A 13,712-nucleotide genomic window follows, 5' to 3' on the forward strand; every position below is an offset into this window, starting at 1 on the left:
ATGACGGACGGGCGCCCCCGGTCGCGCCCGTCAGGCGAGGTCCACTTCCTTCAGCGGCACGGAGGCGTCGGCGAGTTGCGCCTGGTCGAGCAGCGCGCCGGAAACCACATGGGCGCGGCCCTGGACATAATCCTTGACCGAATTGACGCAGTCGAGAGCGATCAGCTTGCCGGCCTTGAGGTAAAGAACCGAAAAGCTGCGGTTGGCGGGGTCGCCCCGCAGGATGGTCTGGTCATGACCGGTCGAGAGGCCGACGGTCTGGAGCTTCAGATCATATTGGTTCGACCAGAACCAGGGCACCGCGTCATAGGCTTCTTCCTTGCCCAATATGTGCTGGACAGCGGTTTTGGCCTGATCATTGGCGTTCTGGACCGATTCAAGGCGAATCTGCGCGCCACGGGCGAAGCGGTTGGCGTGCGACGCGCAATCGCCCACGGCATAGATGTCGGGCAGGCTGGTGCGGCAATATTCATCGACATCGACGCCGTTGCCGCCCGCTGCGCCCGCAGCGATCAGCGGGCCGGTTTCGGGGATGATGCCGATGCCGACGATAACCATGTCGGTTGCGATCCGCTCGCCATCCTGCATCAGCACGGCGGTGGCCTTACCGTCGGTTACCTCGATGCAATCCATCTTTGCGCCGGTGCGCAGATCGACGCCATGGGCGCGATGCTCCGCCTCGTAGAAGCGGGACAGGTCCTCGCCAGCGACGCGCGCAAGCACGCGGTCGAGCGCTTCCAGGAGCACGACCTTCTTGCCGAACTTGCTGAGCACGGCGGCCGCTTCCAGGCCGATATAGCCGCCGCCGATCACGGTCACATGATTGGTATGATCGAGCTTCGCCATCATCGCATCGACATCGTCGCGGCGGCGGACGGCATGGACATTTTCAGCGTCCGCGCCGTTGCAGGTCAGCATGCGCGGGCTGCCTCCGGTGCACCAGATGAGTTTGCCATAGCCGATCTGCTGATCACCCGCCGTGACGGTCTTTGCGACAGGATCGACGGCTTTCACGCGATGGCCGAGCAGCATGTCGATCTTGCGATCGTCCCAGAAGCTGGCGGGGCGGATCAGGATGCGTTCAAAAGTCTTTTCGCCGGCGAAATATTCCTTCGACAGCGGGGGCCGCTCGTAAGGCGGGTCCTTTTCGTCGCCGATCATCGCGACCGTGCCTTCAAAGCCCAGCTGACGCAGCGAAATAGCTGCCTGAGCACCCGCGTGCCCCGCGCCGACGATCAGAACGTCATAATGGCTCATCAGCCAGCAATCCCCTCAATCCAAGTTGCAGCCGTCATTGGCGCGCTTTCCTGGGGCTGACAAGAGGCAGGGATGACATTCACGCGACTGAGAGGGACATTATTTATCGCACGCATGCGTCCCCTATGGCGTTGTCATCCCGGCCTGTGGCATAGGCGGCCACCGGACTCGGGGGTTACCTGCCTTATGGCTGACAAAGACGTGGCGACGAGTGGCGGCAGCCATGGAGAGCATGGTCCGCTACCCGCGCTGGCGCTGGGGGCGCTGGGCGTGGTGTTCGGCGATATCGGCACCTCGCCGCTCTATGCGTTGAAGGAAAGTTTCGTCGGCCATCATCCGCTGACCGTCGATTCCGCCCACATCTATGGCGTGCTGTCGCTGATCTTCTGGACCATGATGCTGATCGTCACGGTGAAATATGTGTTCATCGTCATGCGCGCAGACAATCATGGCGAAGGTGGCAGCATGGCGCTGTTGGCGCTGATCGGTCGCAGGATGGGCGAGACGCGCTGGACCCCGACGATCGCGGTGCTAGGGGTGCTGGCGACGGCGCTCTTCTATGGCGATGCGATCATCACGCCCGCGATTTCCGTGTTGTCGGCGGTGGAGGGGCTGACGGTCGTCCAGGCGGGGCTAACGCCGCTGGTGCTGCCCATTGCCATCGTGATCCTGATCGCCCTGTTCGTGATCCAGAGCATCGGCACGGCGAAGGTCGGCGCGCTGTTCGGGCCGGTCATGGCGGTGTATTTCCTGGTTCTCGCGGTCCTGGGCGTCACCAATATCCTGCGGCATCCGGAGATCGTGTCGATCGTCAATCCCTGGTGGGCGCTACATTTCTTCCAGCTCGATCCAAAGCTCGCCTTTCTGGCGCTTGGGTCGGTGGTGCTAGCGGTAACGGGTGCGGAAGCGCTTTACGCCGATATGGGGCATTTCGGACGCAGGGCGATCAGCATCGCCTGGCTGTACGCCGCGCTGCCGTGCCTGATGCTGAACTATCTGGGGCAGGGGGCTTTGCTGCTCGACCATCCGGAGGCGGCGCAAAATCCATTCTTCCTGCTCGCGCCGGAATGGGCGCGGTTGCCGTTGGTGATATTGGCGACGTTAGCAACGGTCATCGCGAGCCAGGCAGTGATTTCCGGCGCATTTTCCGTCACGCGTCAAGCGGTGCAGCTGGGTTTCCTGCCGCGCCTGCGCATCCTGCACACCAGTGCGTCGGCGGCAGGGCAGATCTACGTTCCGATCATCAATTGGACGTTGCTGGCGCTGGTCATCCTGCTGGTGCTGGGCTTTGGCAGTTCGAGCCGCCTGGCGGCGGCTTATGGCATCGCGGTCACCGGCACGATGGTCATCACCAGTTGCATGATGGGCGCGCTGACATTCAGCGTGTGGCGCTGGAACCCCGTGCTGGCGGGGCTGGTGACCGGCCTGTTCCTGGTTATCGACGGCGCCTATTTCCTGTCGAACGCGACGAAGATCCCGGACGGTGGCTGGTTCCCGCTGCTGGTGGCAGCCGTGTCCTTCCTAGTGCTGACGACCTGGGCAACGGGGCGGCGGATCATGCGCAATTATCTGCGTGAAGACGCCATGGATCTGGAGCTGTTCATCAAATCGGCCGGGGCGTCGCTGAAGCGGGTGCCGGGAACGGCGATCTTTCTGTCATCGACGACGGAGGGCGTGCCGCCCGCGCTGCTCCATAATGTGAAGCACAACCGCATCCTGCATGAGCGCAACATCATCCTGACCGTGCGCACCGAAGATGTGCCGCATCTGCCCTTCGAGGGGCGAACGAGCGCGGAAGATCATGGGGCGGGCTTTTACCGCCTGATCCTGCGCCACGGCTTCATGGAAAATGTCGATGTGCCGGCGGCCATGAAGGCGGTGCGCGATTGCGGTGGGCCGATCGGCGTGGCTGACACCAGCTATTTCCTCAGCCGCGAGACGCTGGTGCCCTCGTCGCGTCCCGGCATGGCGATTTGGCGCGAACGGCTGTTCGCCTGGATGGTGCGCAATGCGGAAAGCCCGATGGCCTTCTTCAAACTGCCGACGAACCGGGTGGTCGAGTTGGGGTCTCAGCTGGAAATCTGAGCATGCGGCTGAGGCGATCAGCGCGGACGAGGGCTAGTCGATGTTTCGCAGGATCAAGAAGCTACTCTCATGGGGCCTGCTCGCCCTGGCGGCCTGGGTTGCAATCTCCGTCGCGATGAACTGGGACTTGATCCAGCGCGTGGCCCTGGGCGGCAAGCATGATCATGAGAGCGTTCCGCCGCCGCTGCCCGCGCAGATCAAGCGTCCCGCGATACTCATCTTCTCAAAGACCAATGCTTTCCGGCATGAGGAGGCGATCCCGGCTGCGAACAGCCTCTTCGCCCGTTTCACGCGGCAGAATGGATGGGGTGCTTTCCAGACCGAAAATGGCGCTGTTTTCCGTCCCGACATATTGACACGCTTCGACGCCGTGTTGTTCAACAATGTGAGCGGCGACGTCTTCACGCCCGAACAGGAAGCAGCGTTCAAAGCCTTTGTCGAGAAGGGCGGCGGCTTCCTCGCCATCCATGCCAGCGGCGACAGTTCGCATAAGGGTTGGGCCTGGTATGCCCATGAGGTGATCGGGACGAACTTCATCGGCCATCCCATGTCGCCGCAGTTCCAGAAGGCGCGGGTGATGGTCGAGGACCGCATCCATCCCGCTACCCGCGCTTTGCCGTCCATCTGGACGCGCACGGACGAATGGTATTCCTTTGACAAGCCGTCGCGCAAAGCTGGTTATCATGTGCTCGCGACGCTGGATGAAGGAAGCTACAATCCGGAGGGCATGTTCGGCACCGACCTTCGCATGGGCAAGGATCACCCGATCGCCTGGTGGCACTGCGTCGGCAAGGGGCGGGTTCTCTATTCCGGCCTCGGCCATACGGCGCAATCCTATGCCGAGCCAGCCTATCAGAAGATGCTGCTGGGCGCGTTGAAATGGACACTGCGGTTGGATGGGCAGGGATGCGATACGCCGCCCGCCGGACGCTAAGGCCGATAGCCGCCTTCGCTGGCCATTTCTGCTGATTGCATGAAGGTGAAATGGTAGCGGAGGAGGGACTTGAACCCCCGACACGCGGATTATGATTCAGCCTTCAACCCACGTAAAACAGCCGTTTCCTCCTACCATGTTGCGCTCATGTTGCAACCAGATTTTAGCCCCATTGGCGAAGTGGAGTTTCGCTCACCACTACTTTCGCCTCGGCCTCGACCACTCCGAGCTCTCTCAGCTGTTCGACGAACGCTCTGCGGACTGTGCCCGGATATAGCGAAGGTCCGATGATGATCCGATGCAGCAGGCTGTTCAAATCGAAATTTGGAAAGTTCATGCCTTGGTGGATGTTCGCTAGCGGAAGCTCATATAGCAACTGCGGCACACCCCGGATCGATGCGACATGATCCCGAACATGCGCACTTCCGCCGCTGTCGAGAGGACAATGAATAAGCCGCCATTCAAGCTCCTCTTGAAAGCCAATGTGCTTGATGGACATGTAGGCGTAATGGATTGCCGATCCTAGCATGGTGCCTGCCAGCAGAGGATCGACTGAACGAAGCAGGCTCGCATTTTGTTCGAGCCGGCTGCTCAGATTGTCGAATTCATGGGCAAGCTCCGCATAGCCGCCGTACAGCACTGGGCTCGCGGCCGTGGACAGGTGCAAATTCGGATTCTCGATAACTTCCGAATTGAAGATGAGGGCTACTCCAGCAATCGAACCGCCGTAGGCTCGCCACATCGACAATCTACCGAGCGTGTCATCAGCTTGGTGCTCCGACAGAGAACACATGAAAATCCGACATTTCTGGTCCTCCGAAAGGGGGGTAAGACGTGGCCATCCCGCGTCGAGCAATTCCGTAGAAATTCCCGCCAGGATATCTCGAAGCCTAGCTCCAGGTTCTCCAGCTAAAGCGGCGCCTACAATCTCGTGCCCGTGCTGGATCTCCGAATGATCATTCATCACCGTCGCATTACGCATCCATAATTTTCGGCCAGTCAAAATCTGCAGGGCGGTTTCGGCTGTCGTATAATGAGCCAGCTTGATGTTTTCGCGATCAAGCCTGTCTTGCCGGTCACTCGCATATCCAAAAATCACCTGAGCAAGGGCGTCCTCTTGGCTCTGAACTGCTGCAGCTGCATTCATGCCAATAGCTCCGCGCCAGCCGCTGCAATAAGTTCCGCATCTCCTCCTGCGTCGGCGATCAGGTGGCCATACGTGTCGATCGTCAGCTGGATGTTTTCATGCCCGATCCAAACCTGCAGCCGCTTCAGGTCGATTCGCTGAGCGATCCAGCCGGATGCGGCAGCATGGCGCAGCGCGTGGAAGCCATAACTGCCGGTCAGCACCACATTGCCTTCCTCATCCTTGAGCGGCTTCCCGTTCTTCATCTTCGGCTCTGAGACGCCGGCGCGCACCTGAAGGGGGATGAACATGCGGCGAAGCATATTTTGGTGCCATTGCGCGCCGCCTTTGGCGTTCGGAAACACCAGATCCAGCGTCGATGGCGTGACGCGCAGCTTCCATGCCTTCAGCACTGTGACGAGGGCAGGGGAGATGGGGATGGTGCGGAACCCTGCCGCGCTCTTGGGCGGGCCAATGTCGCCCCACTGGTCGGCGCGCTGGTTGACCGAGATGGTGCCATTCTTCAGGTCGACGTCCTGCCAGCGGAGACCGCGAAGCTCCGAGGATCGCAAGCCGGTCAGGATGGCCGTCATGACGAGTGGCTTTTCATCGTCGGTCGCGGCGCCCAGCAGCGCCTTCAGTTCCTGTCGGGTCGGTATCTCGATCTTGCTCTTTTCGCGGCCCTGGCGAATGACCTTCACGCCCTTGGCGACGTTCTGCGCGATCAGCCCGCGGCGCTGCGCCTCCGCCAGCACCATCGACAGCGCGCGCACCGCCTTACCGGCCATTGCTCGGGAGCGACTCGCGACCAGATCATCCCGGTATTTTTCGACCATCGGCATGGTGAGGCGGGACAGCTTCACGTTGCCGATGAGCGGGCTGATGTGCAGGCGCTCCAGCTCCTTATATTGCTTGATGGTCGACCGTTCGCGGTCTTCCGCCTCGGCCTTTTCAATCCAGAGCTCGGCCGCCTTTTTCACGGTCACAGATGCGCTGTCTGCAGTGTGCGTGCCTTGGCTGACCTGCCACGCTGCGCCCACCAGCCAAGCCTCTGCGTCCTTCTTCTTCCCGAACTGCTTGGCGCGCCGCTTTCCGCCGTTGTCGACGTAATCGACCAGCCAGGCGGTTTTCTCCTCGCCTTTGGGGGAGGTCCAGGTGCGGCGGCGGATGCTAGTCATGCTTTGGCCGCATCCTGATCACTTAAAGCCGATGCCCACATCAGTAAGTCCGAGGAGAATACCTTCTCCTGATCAGGGCCATCCAGTCTGACAATCTGCTGCGAAATTTGATCAATAATCTCAGAAACGTTCAACATGACGAACCGACGTTCGCGAAGTATACCTTCCTTTAGCAGCGCAAGCGCGATGTCCGTATTTCCGTAGGCCAACTTGCCGCGGATGGAGAATTCGTCCTCATTCCAACCGCGTTCATTGGTCAGCGGATATAATCTTGCAGGGTCGAAAAAGATGAAGGTGAAATCCGCTTCCTTCTCATAGAACTTGCGCCAGAGCGCTTCCTTTGCAGCGCCAGCAACTAGGGACAAATGCTCCGATATCAATGGAATTGCGTTTTCAGTAGTTAAACCAAGCTGTGCGAATTCGAGGGCGAAGCAAAGAAGGAACACATGCTCTGCTTTATATGTCGCTGCCCTTCCTCTGCCCGTGTTGATCCCCGCTGGGAAACCGAGCCTCTGATAGTGTTTCATTCGGTTCGCGAATGCACTTCGATGTTCGGGCGCGATATCGTGCATGGCGGCCGCAATTATTTCCAGCGTTCCAAAACTGCACGAAAACTTATCGGACACACCGTACTCCATCGAAAGCGAACGCTTACGATGTTGACAGCTGAACGTAAACGCTCTTATGAGTGTAAGCGTTCGCTTTCGAATATGGAGGAAGTAATGTTAAAAAATGACCTTGTATCGGGCGCGAAAGGCGCTTCGGAATACACCGGGCTACCCATTCGGACCATTTACCACCTTTCGGAGCGAGGACTCCTACCTGTCATCAAGAAAGGGAAGTCGCTCTACTTTTTGAAAAGCGATTTGGACGCCGCCTTCCGCTCGGGCGCGGGCAATGGCTGAGCTGATGCTGCCGCGCGAGGCAGCGGCCTACATGTGCATGACGGGCAACGAGCTGGAGATATACCGGCGCTCATGGATGATTGTCTGCGTCAGAATCGGGCGGAAAATCCGGTATCGCAAGGGCGACTGTGACGCTTTTCTGTGGTTCCACAAACGGAAGTCGTCAGAGGGTACGATACCGGCAAACCCACATCGCACGGCAACGGCCAAATTGCCCGACGCATCAAAACGAGCGCCTCTCATGCGTCCTGAGCCCAATCCCGAAAACGAAGATCCTCTGTTCGCAGGCATCCTGAAATCGGCAGACCTCGTCCGTTACATCGCGCAGAACGCGGAATGCTATCCGATCGACGCATTCTCCGCAGCGACATGGGCGCAGATGCTCAGCGAAGTGGCGGGCGAGGCGGATAAAATCATCGGTCTCTGTGGTGTGACCAACCTTGAAGCGCACCATGAGGACGTCTGGGGGATCATCGGCCAGGACCGCAACGACCTGCGCATTGATTATCGGCCATATGGAGACAGTCATGGCTGAGGATTTCGACCCCACCATCCCCCGACCTTTCTCGGTGAACGGCTTGGCGGAACATTGGAGCTGCTCGCCCAGCATGGTGCGTAAGCTCATCGATCAAGGAAGCCTCGGGCATTTCCGCTTGGGCATCCTCATCCGCATCCCCGTCGCGGCAGTTGAGGAATTCGAGCGCGCGAACACCCTGGGCGGCCCGACTCCGCTGGACACGGGAGAGGAGGCGCTCCCGGACAGCCCTATGATCGAGAACGCGCCGAGGAATATCCCGCGGGCGCGGCGCAGTCGGCCGCCTTTCAAAAGGCCGGATAAGAAGACCTGAGCACCTGAACTTCGACCGCTGACATTGGGGGGACGTCATGCAGAACGTCATCGAACTGCGCCCGCAGCAACGCCGGCGCCTCACCGTATCGTTCAATGATAGCACGGGCCGCTACCGTGTGGCTGCGTTCCCGCCCTGCTGTCACGGCAATCTTGACCGGGAGTTTCGCACGTCAGGCGATGCGGTGCGCTACGCCACCGACTTAGGCGTCCGTCACGGATTCCCGATTCACTCCGCCGAAGTGCCGGACGCGGAGTGGCGCCTTCTTGTGCTGGAGAATCTGGCGAAAAGGGGGCGGCGGTAATGGCTGGCGGTAAGCGGAGGGCGCTGCACGAAATTCGCAATTATGGGAGCAGAGAATATTCGCTGATCCCACATGGAGTGTTTTGGCACCAAGCTGTCACCAGCCTGTCCGATCGCGCATTTCGGGCTCTCTTCGTCATTCAATCCTGCTTCCGTGGCAGCAACAACGGCAACATCCAGGTGCCTGCCCGTTGGCTCGCGGAACAGATGGGAACACAAAACTATGCGAGCGTGGCCGACGCAGTGGACGAACTGGTCCAACACGGGCTCATCGTCATCACCTTCGATCCAAAGAAGGGCCAGCGTGAAGCTCGGAAATATCGGCTCACGTATGCGACCTATGGCCCGCCCTCTGGCATCTTGGACGCGACCCACGACTGGCGCAACTGGATGCCCGGTGATGTCGCAGCGAAACGGCCGAAACGCGGAAACCGGAAACATTCTCGCATAGAGGATGCCTCTACACAGAGTGTAGAGCATGCCTCTACTGACAGGAAACTATCAGTAGAGGACGCCTCTACGCAGGGACACGGAAACACGCGGAGTTTCCGATCCTCCTGCGTAGAGGATGCCTCTAAGAATCTAATATACCATTCCCGGCCAGCTTCTTCCTCGGTTTCCAGTTTCCGCCCATCCTCTGTTTCCACTCCCGCCGCTCTCTCGCATGCCACCGACCCGTTCATGGAGTCGGGCGAACTGCGCGAGTGGGTCCTGCAGGCCATCGAAGGGATGATGGGCGCCCGCGCTCGGCTCGCTGGCGAAGCCAATGTCCCCAAGGGCACGCTGTCCAAATTTTTGGGCGGCGCCAACTTGCCGCGCCACCACCGCATCTCAGTTCAACAGGCATTGCCGCGCGTGGTCGCGGCAATGCGCTCGAATTCCGCCGGCAATGGTGCTGGCTGAACAAAACGGCCCGCGTCCGACTGGTACTCGGTCGCGGGCCACATCACGGGAGCTATCCAATGAATGCGCCAGCCATATCACCCCCGACCAACCCCGTCGACCCGGCCGCCACTTGGCTGCGGATCGTAGCGCGGGAGCGTCGGACCTTTCGCGACTTCTGCCGCTCGACGGACGACGATGAACGCATGGCCGCTTATCAAATCTGGATCGACAGCCATCGGGAGATGATGGCGGCGCCGGCACCAAACGAAACGGCGCTGGGCCACAAAATGAGGTCGTTCCTGACGATGGCCGACATGCAATTCGGCGAAGGCCTGGCAGACCTTTCTGCGCTCTGTGCTGACCTCTGGCGCATGGCCGACCTCGAACAGCAGCATTCGGATGCTCAAGATTGGCTGGATGCGTTCGAATGTTTCGGCGGCCGATGGGCGGTGGGCGTTCACGGCATAGAATTCTTCAGCCGTCTGGAAGGCTCGACCGATGCCGATTTGATGATGGCTCGCCGGCTGGAGACGCAACTTCACGCCCAGCCCAATCTGGCGAAGGAGGTGGGCCTGATGATTCTCGAAAACGCTGCCGAAGGGGGGAATAACTGATGCACGCAACTACCACCACAGCCACCACGAAGCCGACCAGCTGGCCCGATGCGCTCGCTTCCGTCACCGCCGCCTATGCCACTGCTGCCAGCATTGGGGCAGGGCACGCGCCTGGCTCAGCCGAAGAGGTCAGTTTCAATGACGCGGCCGCAGCTATTGGCGACGCCGTGCACGCGCTGGTCGCGGTGCCGGCACCGGACATCGCTGCGGTGAGCGCCAAGCTCAAGCTGCTGGCGGACGAGTTCGGCGGCGCCGATGCTGACCACCTGACGGCTATTTCCCAAGACCTGGCGCGCCTTGCCCCGGCAGATGGCGAACTCACTGTGACCGACACCATCAACTGAAGTGGGGGGATGACATGAATGCTTTGAAGGAAATCACGGCGTCGCATGACGCGGGGCAGGCCGACCCGCTGCGGTCCTATCTGTGCGCCGGCGGCCGCATCCTGATCGCGCCCAATGGAGTGGCCGAAGTCTCGATCGACGGCGCCGCGATCCTGGCGGGCAGTATGGAGCAGGCACTTGCTCATCAGCGCTATCTCGCCTGCCAGCAGTTCGTGCGCCGGTTCCGGCGCAAGCGAGGTGCACAGTTCGCGGCGCGCGCGGCGCGGATGCTGGGCGCTTCGACGTCAAACGGCTGGCGCGTGTTGGCTGGAGCATGACGGATGGGCCGGCCCGTTCGCGCCGGCTGGCCGCCTTTGGAGGAGGGTTCATGTCTGACCAACCATCGGCCACGCAGATGGACCTATTCACCCACGGCGAAACTGCGCTCGATATCTTGGGCGTCGTCGATCGCGGGCGGCGTGATCTCATGCACGGCTATTTCGAAGCCTGGGCATCGGAATATCTTATCATCAACAAGGGGAACGTGGCCCGGCCGCGCGCTCGTGACATCACAAGGGCAGTGAACGATATCGAGCAGGCGGCGCGTCTCATCGACCGCGCGCTCGCGTTGCTGCTGGCCGCCCGTCAAACGGCTTGGACGGACGGCGACGACACGGAGAACTGCCGCCGAGCAATTTTCCCTCTCATGGCCGAAGAAATCCGGGCCGCAATGGGCATGCCGAACACGGACGAGAAAGGCGAGCCGGTGATCAATTGGGACGGGGGCTATGAGGACCCGTTTGCAGGGGTGTTCAGGCGGATGGCCTATCGTGTCCGCACTGTCGGCGCGCGGTTCGAAACGGCGGACTTTCACGGGGTCGACCGCTCTCGGCATCCAGCGTTGGTGATTCTGATTTGCCGGCTGGGGGGCGTCTTCGAAGTAGAGACAGGGCGCAAGCCGGCGGCACCTCGCTCCGGTGATCGGCCCGCGCATCGGTCGCAGTTCGAACGGTTCGTCCGAGCGTTCGCGCCCATCGCTGGCATCGAAGGCAAGGTATCCAGCAAGGTGATCGCGGGGGCGTTGCGGGAAGCGTACCCCCTTTCCGCGTGAATTTTTCACTGGGTTGGTGGTGACGCCATGCCCTTCGTTCCGTGCCAAGCCGTCAACAATGTTTGCTGACAGCCTACGGAAGGGGCCGGCGATGACAAGTTCTCGATTTCACCCACTCCCGAATTCCAATCCGAACAGCCGATTCGCCAATCTCGCTGCGGCCCTTCGGAGCGGTCTTACCGAGAATGATGATGCCCGCTTCAGCGCCTATGCCGAACAGCAGGCAGGGCGTCGCGGCAGCAATCACGGGCCCACTACGGCGATGCTCCAGGTGCTGGGGGAGTTGGTGGGGAAGGAACAGCGCCCGGCAGGCGCAGTAGCGCAGACAGCTGCCGTGACCGCTGAGCCCAATCCTGCCTCAACCACCACGCCGTCGCCGAAGGCGCAACGAAGCGGTTACGTTGCTCCACCACCCAAGCTCATGCCGGTCCCTAGTCATATCGAGGCAATGGGGCCGGCCGCCGTCCAGGGATATCGGCAGAGTTTCCGCGAAGCCAACGCCCGCTCGTTGCGGTTGCTGTCGCATCCAGCTGCGCGTGGCCGGGGCATCTCGCTTGGTCAGTTGATCGCACAAGATTTGGATGATGCTGAGATCGTTGCGCGGCTGCCGCAGGAAGCATCTGACGATGAGCAGCGCGCAAAAATGCGTCAGGCCGAAATCAGCGCAATGTGGGACCGCGCCTTCGCCCGCGCCTCCGGTCGGCCGGTCCCCACGTCTTTCTCTTCCGCCGAGAGCGGCGAAGTTTGGGCGAAGGCCATCGCGGCCAACTACCCTGGCCACCAGCCGTCAGGAGCTTCGTCCAACTCATCGAACGATGTCTGGGATCGTGTCCACAACCGGTTCTGGCCCAAAAAGTGAAGGGGGAATCCATGCCCGTCAGCGAGTTCACATTGGCGGCCGAACGGCTAGCCCAGTTCGACGTCTCTCAGCACCAAGCGCGCATCGCCGAAGCGGAGGCCGAGCGGGCTAAGATTGATGCAGGCGTCCAGCACGGCATGCACGAATTGAACGTCATGAGCCGCCGCATCGCGGATCTCAAATACGGCCCGAGGGTCGATGCGGATCAAGCTGCCGACGCCTTGATGTCGAAGGGTGAGGTGCAGATCGAAGTCGACACGCTCGAAAAGCTGGAGACAGAGCGAGCGGGGCTTAACGCCGGTATGAAGCGTTTGCGCGAGCGAGAAGCTGACGCGGCGCGCACCGAGTCCGAAGCCAAGAATGCCGCCCACCAGGAACTGGCGGGCTGTGTCGCCGAGCTTGCGCCGATCCTGCTGCGGGAAGCTCAGCAGGCCCTGGAGCAGTTGGCGACTGTTTACGCTGGCGCTGTGGCCCTTGCCGAGGGAGCGGGCAGCACTGCAGCGCGCGGTGTCGCCGAGCGAATCAGCCGGACTTTGGCTGAGGCGAACGAAGGCGGCTTGCTGGAGAACGGGCGAATTCCAGTTCCGAGTGAGATGCTGACCGTCTTGGAAGCAGGGCGCGGTCCCATCGAACAGCTTGGCCGCCGGTGGCATATCGACGTGACAGCGCCGCTGCGGCCGATCAATCTGGCGTTAGTGGCCTTGGGCCAAGAGAACGCGAACCTTCGCTCTCAAATCGCGCTCCTTCAGGCAGCGCGGTGAAGATGTTGGCGGGGTCTTCCTTACCCGCCGCGCGCGGAAACGCTGCGCCGTCGCCGCCGGGGTTCGCTCATTCCCCCGGCGGCGGCGAACACAAAGAGTTCTGCAATATCGTTTCGTCGCCGGTTGATAGCCGCGGCGGGCGCGCGCCGCGCGAGGGCGCCGCGCGGGCGGGCAGCGGTTGTCAACGGGCCGCTGCCCGCCTCGATCATGGAGGCATGATATGCACCAACAATCAGACAGTCAGATGATCGATTGCCGAGTGAAAGTCGGGCCGCGCTTGGTGCTCCCCTTCGACCATCTCCAGGTCGGCGCCCGCTTGGCGATCGATGCCCAGGTGTTCGAGGTCATCAAGCTGCACGCCTTCACGCGGAAAGCGGACGGGACCCAAGGGACGCTGATTGATTGGCGCTCCAATTGCCCCACCGTAAGCGCAAAAACCTCCCCACATTTTCGTAAGCGCTGATCTGGCTATGTTTTGCCCCTCGTCTGAGGGGTATCGTAGTGGCTGATGATGTAAGAACAT

At 61.0% G+C, this 13,712-nt stretch carries 18 protein-coding genes; 14 read left to right on the forward strand and 4 right to left on the reverse strand.

Annotation, left to right across the window (positions count from 1 at the left end; genetic code table 11):
* Nucleotides 1-30: 30 nt before the first annotated feature.
* Nucleotides 31-1,257, reverse strand: a complete 1,227-nt coding sequence (locus ACFO3E_RS08690) for an NAD(P)/FAD-dependent oxidoreductase (protein ID WP_380803825.1) — start codon at nt 1,255-1,257, stop codon at nt 31-33.
* A gap of 186 nt (nt 1,258-1,443) precedes the next feature.
* Here ACFO3E_RS08690 and ACFO3E_RS08695 point away from each other — a divergent pair, with 186 nt between their 5' ends.
* Both ACFO3E_RS08695 and ACFO3E_RS08700 read left to right on the forward strand, forming a co-directional pair.
* On the forward strand, nt 1,444-3,342 hold the full coding sequence (locus ACFO3E_RS08695; protein WP_066524144.1) for a potassium transporter Kup: 1,899 nt from the start codon (nt 1,444-1,446) through the stop codon (nt 3,340-3,342).
* A gap of 40 nt (nt 3,343-3,382) precedes the next feature.
* Nucleotides 3,383-4,276 (forward strand): ThuA domain-containing protein, encoded by an 894-nt coding sequence (locus ACFO3E_RS08700; RefSeq protein WP_380803828.1) that lies wholly within the window; start codon nt 3,383-3,385, stop codon nt 4,274-4,276.
* Between the two features lie 163 nt (nt 4,277-4,439).
* On the opposite strand, the gene ACFO3E_RS08705 is transcribed toward ACFO3E_RS08700, so the two are convergent.
* The 3 genes from ACFO3E_RS08705 to ACFO3E_RS08715 are packed head-to-tail and all read right to left on the reverse strand — an operon-like array spanning nt 4,440 to nt 7,206.
* On the reverse strand, nt 4,440-5,423 hold the full coding sequence (locus ACFO3E_RS08705) for a DUF2971 domain-containing protein (RefSeq protein ID WP_380803830.1): 984 nt from the start codon (nt 5,421-5,423) through the stop codon (nt 4,440-4,442).
* Nucleotides 5,420-6,580, reverse strand: coding sequence for a tyrosine-type recombinase/integrase (locus ACFO3E_RS08710; protein WP_380803832.1), 1,161 nt, complete (start codon nt 6,578-6,580; stop codon nt 5,420-5,422). The genes ACFO3E_RS08705 and ACFO3E_RS08710 overlap by 4 nt, the downstream gene beginning before the upstream one ends.
* Nucleotides 6,577-7,206, reverse strand: coding sequence for a hypothetical protein (locus tag ACFO3E_RS08715; RefSeq protein WP_380803834.1), 630 nt, complete (start codon nt 7,204-7,206; stop codon nt 6,577-6,579). The genes ACFO3E_RS08710 and ACFO3E_RS08715 overlap by 4 nt, the downstream gene beginning before the upstream one ends.
* Before the next feature lie 96 nt (nt 7,207-7,302).
* On the opposite strand from ACFO3E_RS08715, the gene ACFO3E_RS08720 reads away from it, so the two are divergent.
* The 12 genes from ACFO3E_RS08720 to ACFO3E_RS08775 all read left to right on the forward strand — a co-directional run bounded on the left by ACFO3E_RS08720 (nt 7,303) and on the right by ACFO3E_RS08775 (nt 13,652).
* Nucleotides 7,303-7,485: a helix-turn-helix domain-containing protein gene (locus tag ACFO3E_RS08720; protein WP_380803836.1), complete on the forward strand. Its 183-nt coding sequence runs from the start codon at nt 7,303-7,305 to the stop codon at nt 7,483-7,485.
* Nucleotides 7,478-8,020 carry a hypothetical protein gene (locus tag ACFO3E_RS08725; RefSeq protein WP_380803838.1) on the forward strand — a complete coding sequence of 181 codons (543 nt, stop codon included), beginning with the start codon at nt 7,478-7,480 and terminating at the stop codon, nt 8,018-8,020. Before ACFO3E_RS08720 ends, ACFO3E_RS08725 begins: the two co-directional genes overlap by 8 nt.
* The gene (locus ACFO3E_RS08730; protein ID WP_380803841.1) at nt 8,013-8,333 is read left to right on the forward strand and encodes a helix-turn-helix domain-containing protein; all 321 of its coding nucleotides are present in this window, start codon (nt 8,013-8,015) and stop codon (nt 8,331-8,333) included. The genes ACFO3E_RS08725 and ACFO3E_RS08730 overlap by 8 nt, the downstream gene beginning before the upstream one ends.
* Before the next feature lie 37 nt (nt 8,334-8,370).
* Complete coding sequence (locus tag ACFO3E_RS08735; protein WP_380803844.1) at nt 8,371-8,637, forward strand: hypothetical protein; 267 nt, start codon at nt 8,371-8,373, stop codon at nt 8,635-8,637.
* The gene (locus ACFO3E_RS08740) at nt 8,637-9,539 is read left to right on the forward strand and encodes a hypothetical protein (protein ID WP_380803846.1); all 903 of its coding nucleotides are present in this window, start codon (nt 8,637-8,639) and stop codon (nt 9,537-9,539) included. The genes ACFO3E_RS08735 and ACFO3E_RS08740 overlap by 1 nt, the downstream gene beginning before the upstream one ends.
* Before the next feature lie 224 nt (nt 9,540-9,763).
* Nucleotides 9,764-10,135 carry a hypothetical protein gene (locus ACFO3E_RS08745; protein WP_380803848.1) on the forward strand — a complete coding sequence of 124 codons (372 nt, stop codon included), beginning with the start codon at nt 9,764-9,766 and terminating at the stop codon, nt 10,133-10,135.
* On the forward strand, nt 10,135-10,479 hold the full coding sequence (locus ACFO3E_RS08750; protein WP_380803850.1) for a hypothetical protein: 345 nt from the start codon (nt 10,135-10,137) through the stop codon (nt 10,477-10,479). The genes ACFO3E_RS08745 and ACFO3E_RS08750 overlap by 1 nt, the downstream gene beginning before the upstream one ends.
* 14 nt (nt 10,480-10,493) lie before the next feature.
* Nucleotides 10,494-10,796: a hypothetical protein gene (locus ACFO3E_RS08755; RefSeq protein WP_380803852.1), complete on the forward strand. Its 303-nt coding sequence runs from the start codon at nt 10,494-10,496 to the stop codon at nt 10,794-10,796.
* 50 nt (nt 10,797-10,846) lie between these two features.
* On the forward strand, nt 10,847-11,569 hold the full coding sequence (locus tag ACFO3E_RS08760) for a hypothetical protein (protein ID WP_380803855.1): 723 nt from the start codon (nt 10,847-10,849) through the stop codon (nt 11,567-11,569).
* Between the two features lie 91 nt (nt 11,570-11,660).
* Complete coding sequence (locus ACFO3E_RS08765) at nt 11,661-12,428, forward strand: hypothetical protein (protein WP_380803858.1); 768 nt, start codon at nt 11,661-11,663, stop codon at nt 12,426-12,428.
* 11 nt (nt 12,429-12,439) lie between these two features.
* Entirely contained in the window at nt 12,440-13,189 is a 750-nt protein-coding gene (locus ACFO3E_RS08770; RefSeq protein WP_380803859.1) for a hypothetical protein, read from the forward strand.
* A 220-nt stretch (nt 13,190-13,409) separates the two neighbouring features.
* The gene (locus ACFO3E_RS08775; RefSeq protein WP_380803861.1) at nt 13,410-13,652 is read left to right on the forward strand and encodes a hypothetical protein; all 243 of its coding nucleotides are present in this window, start codon (nt 13,410-13,412) and stop codon (nt 13,650-13,652) included.
* Nucleotides 13,653-13,712 lie beyond the last annotated feature (60 nt).

It is taken from the genome of Sphingobium tyrosinilyticum, assembly GCF_042654265.1.
Taxonomy (GTDB): Bacteria; Pseudomonadota; Alphaproteobacteria; order Sphingomonadales; family Sphingomonadaceae; genus Sphingobium; species Sphingobium tyrosinilyticum.

Coding starts and splice junctions, on each gene's coding strand:
- ACFO3E_RS08690 (WP_380803825.1), bottom strand. CDS start 1,257: ATGAGCCATTATGACGTTCTGATCGTCGGCGCGGGGCACGCGGGTGCT.
- ACFO3E_RS08695 (WP_066524144.1), top strand. CDS start 1,444: ATGGCTGACAAAGACGTGGCGACGAGTGGCGGCAGCCATGGAGAGCAT.
- ACFO3E_RS08700 (WP_380803828.1), top strand. CDS start 3,383: ATGTTTCGCAGGATCAAGAAGCTACTCTCATGGGGCCTGCTCGCCCTG.
- ACFO3E_RS08705 (WP_380803830.1), bottom strand. CDS start 5,423: ATGAATGCAGCTGCAGCAGTTCAGAGCCAAGAGGACGCCCTTGCTCAG.
- ACFO3E_RS08710 (WP_380803832.1), bottom strand. CDS start 6,580: ATGACTAGCATCCGCCGCCGCACCTGGACCTCCCCCAAAGGCGAGGAG.
- ACFO3E_RS08720 (WP_380803836.1), top strand. CDS start 7,303: ATGTTAAAAAATGACCTTGTATCGGGCGCGAAAGGCGCTTCGGAATAC.
- ACFO3E_RS08725 (WP_380803838.1), top strand. CDS start 7,478: ATGGCTGAGCTGATGCTGCCGCGCGAGGCAGCGGCCTACATGTGCATG.
- ACFO3E_RS08730 (WP_380803841.1), top strand. CDS start 8,013: ATGGCTGAGGATTTCGACCCCACCATCCCCCGACCTTTCTCGGTGAAC.
- ACFO3E_RS08735 (WP_380803844.1), top strand. CDS start 8,371: ATGCAGAACGTCATCGAACTGCGCCCGCAGCAACGCCGGCGCCTCACC.
- ACFO3E_RS08740 (WP_380803846.1), top strand. CDS start 8,637: ATGGCTGGCGGTAAGCGGAGGGCGCTGCACGAAATTCGCAATTATGGG.
- ACFO3E_RS08745 (WP_380803848.1), top strand. CDS start 9,764: ATGATGGCGGCGCCGGCACCAAACGAAACGGCGCTGGGCCACAAAATG.
- ACFO3E_RS08750 (WP_380803850.1), top strand. CDS start 10,135: ATGCACGCAACTACCACCACAGCCACCACGAAGCCGACCAGCTGGCCC.
- ACFO3E_RS08755 (WP_380803852.1), top strand. CDS start 10,494: ATGAATGCTTTGAAGGAAATCACGGCGTCGCATGACGCGGGGCAGGCC.
- ACFO3E_RS08760 (WP_380803855.1), top strand. CDS start 10,847: ATGTCTGACCAACCATCGGCCACGCAGATGGACCTATTCACCCACGGC.
- ACFO3E_RS08765 (WP_380803858.1), top strand. CDS start 11,661: ATGACAAGTTCTCGATTTCACCCACTCCCGAATTCCAATCCGAACAGC.
- ACFO3E_RS08770 (WP_380803859.1), top strand. CDS start 12,440: ATGCCCGTCAGCGAGTTCACATTGGCGGCCGAACGGCTAGCCCAGTTC.
- ACFO3E_RS08775 (WP_380803861.1), top strand. CDS start 13,410: ATGCACCAACAATCAGACAGTCAGATGATCGATTGCCGAGTGAAAGTC.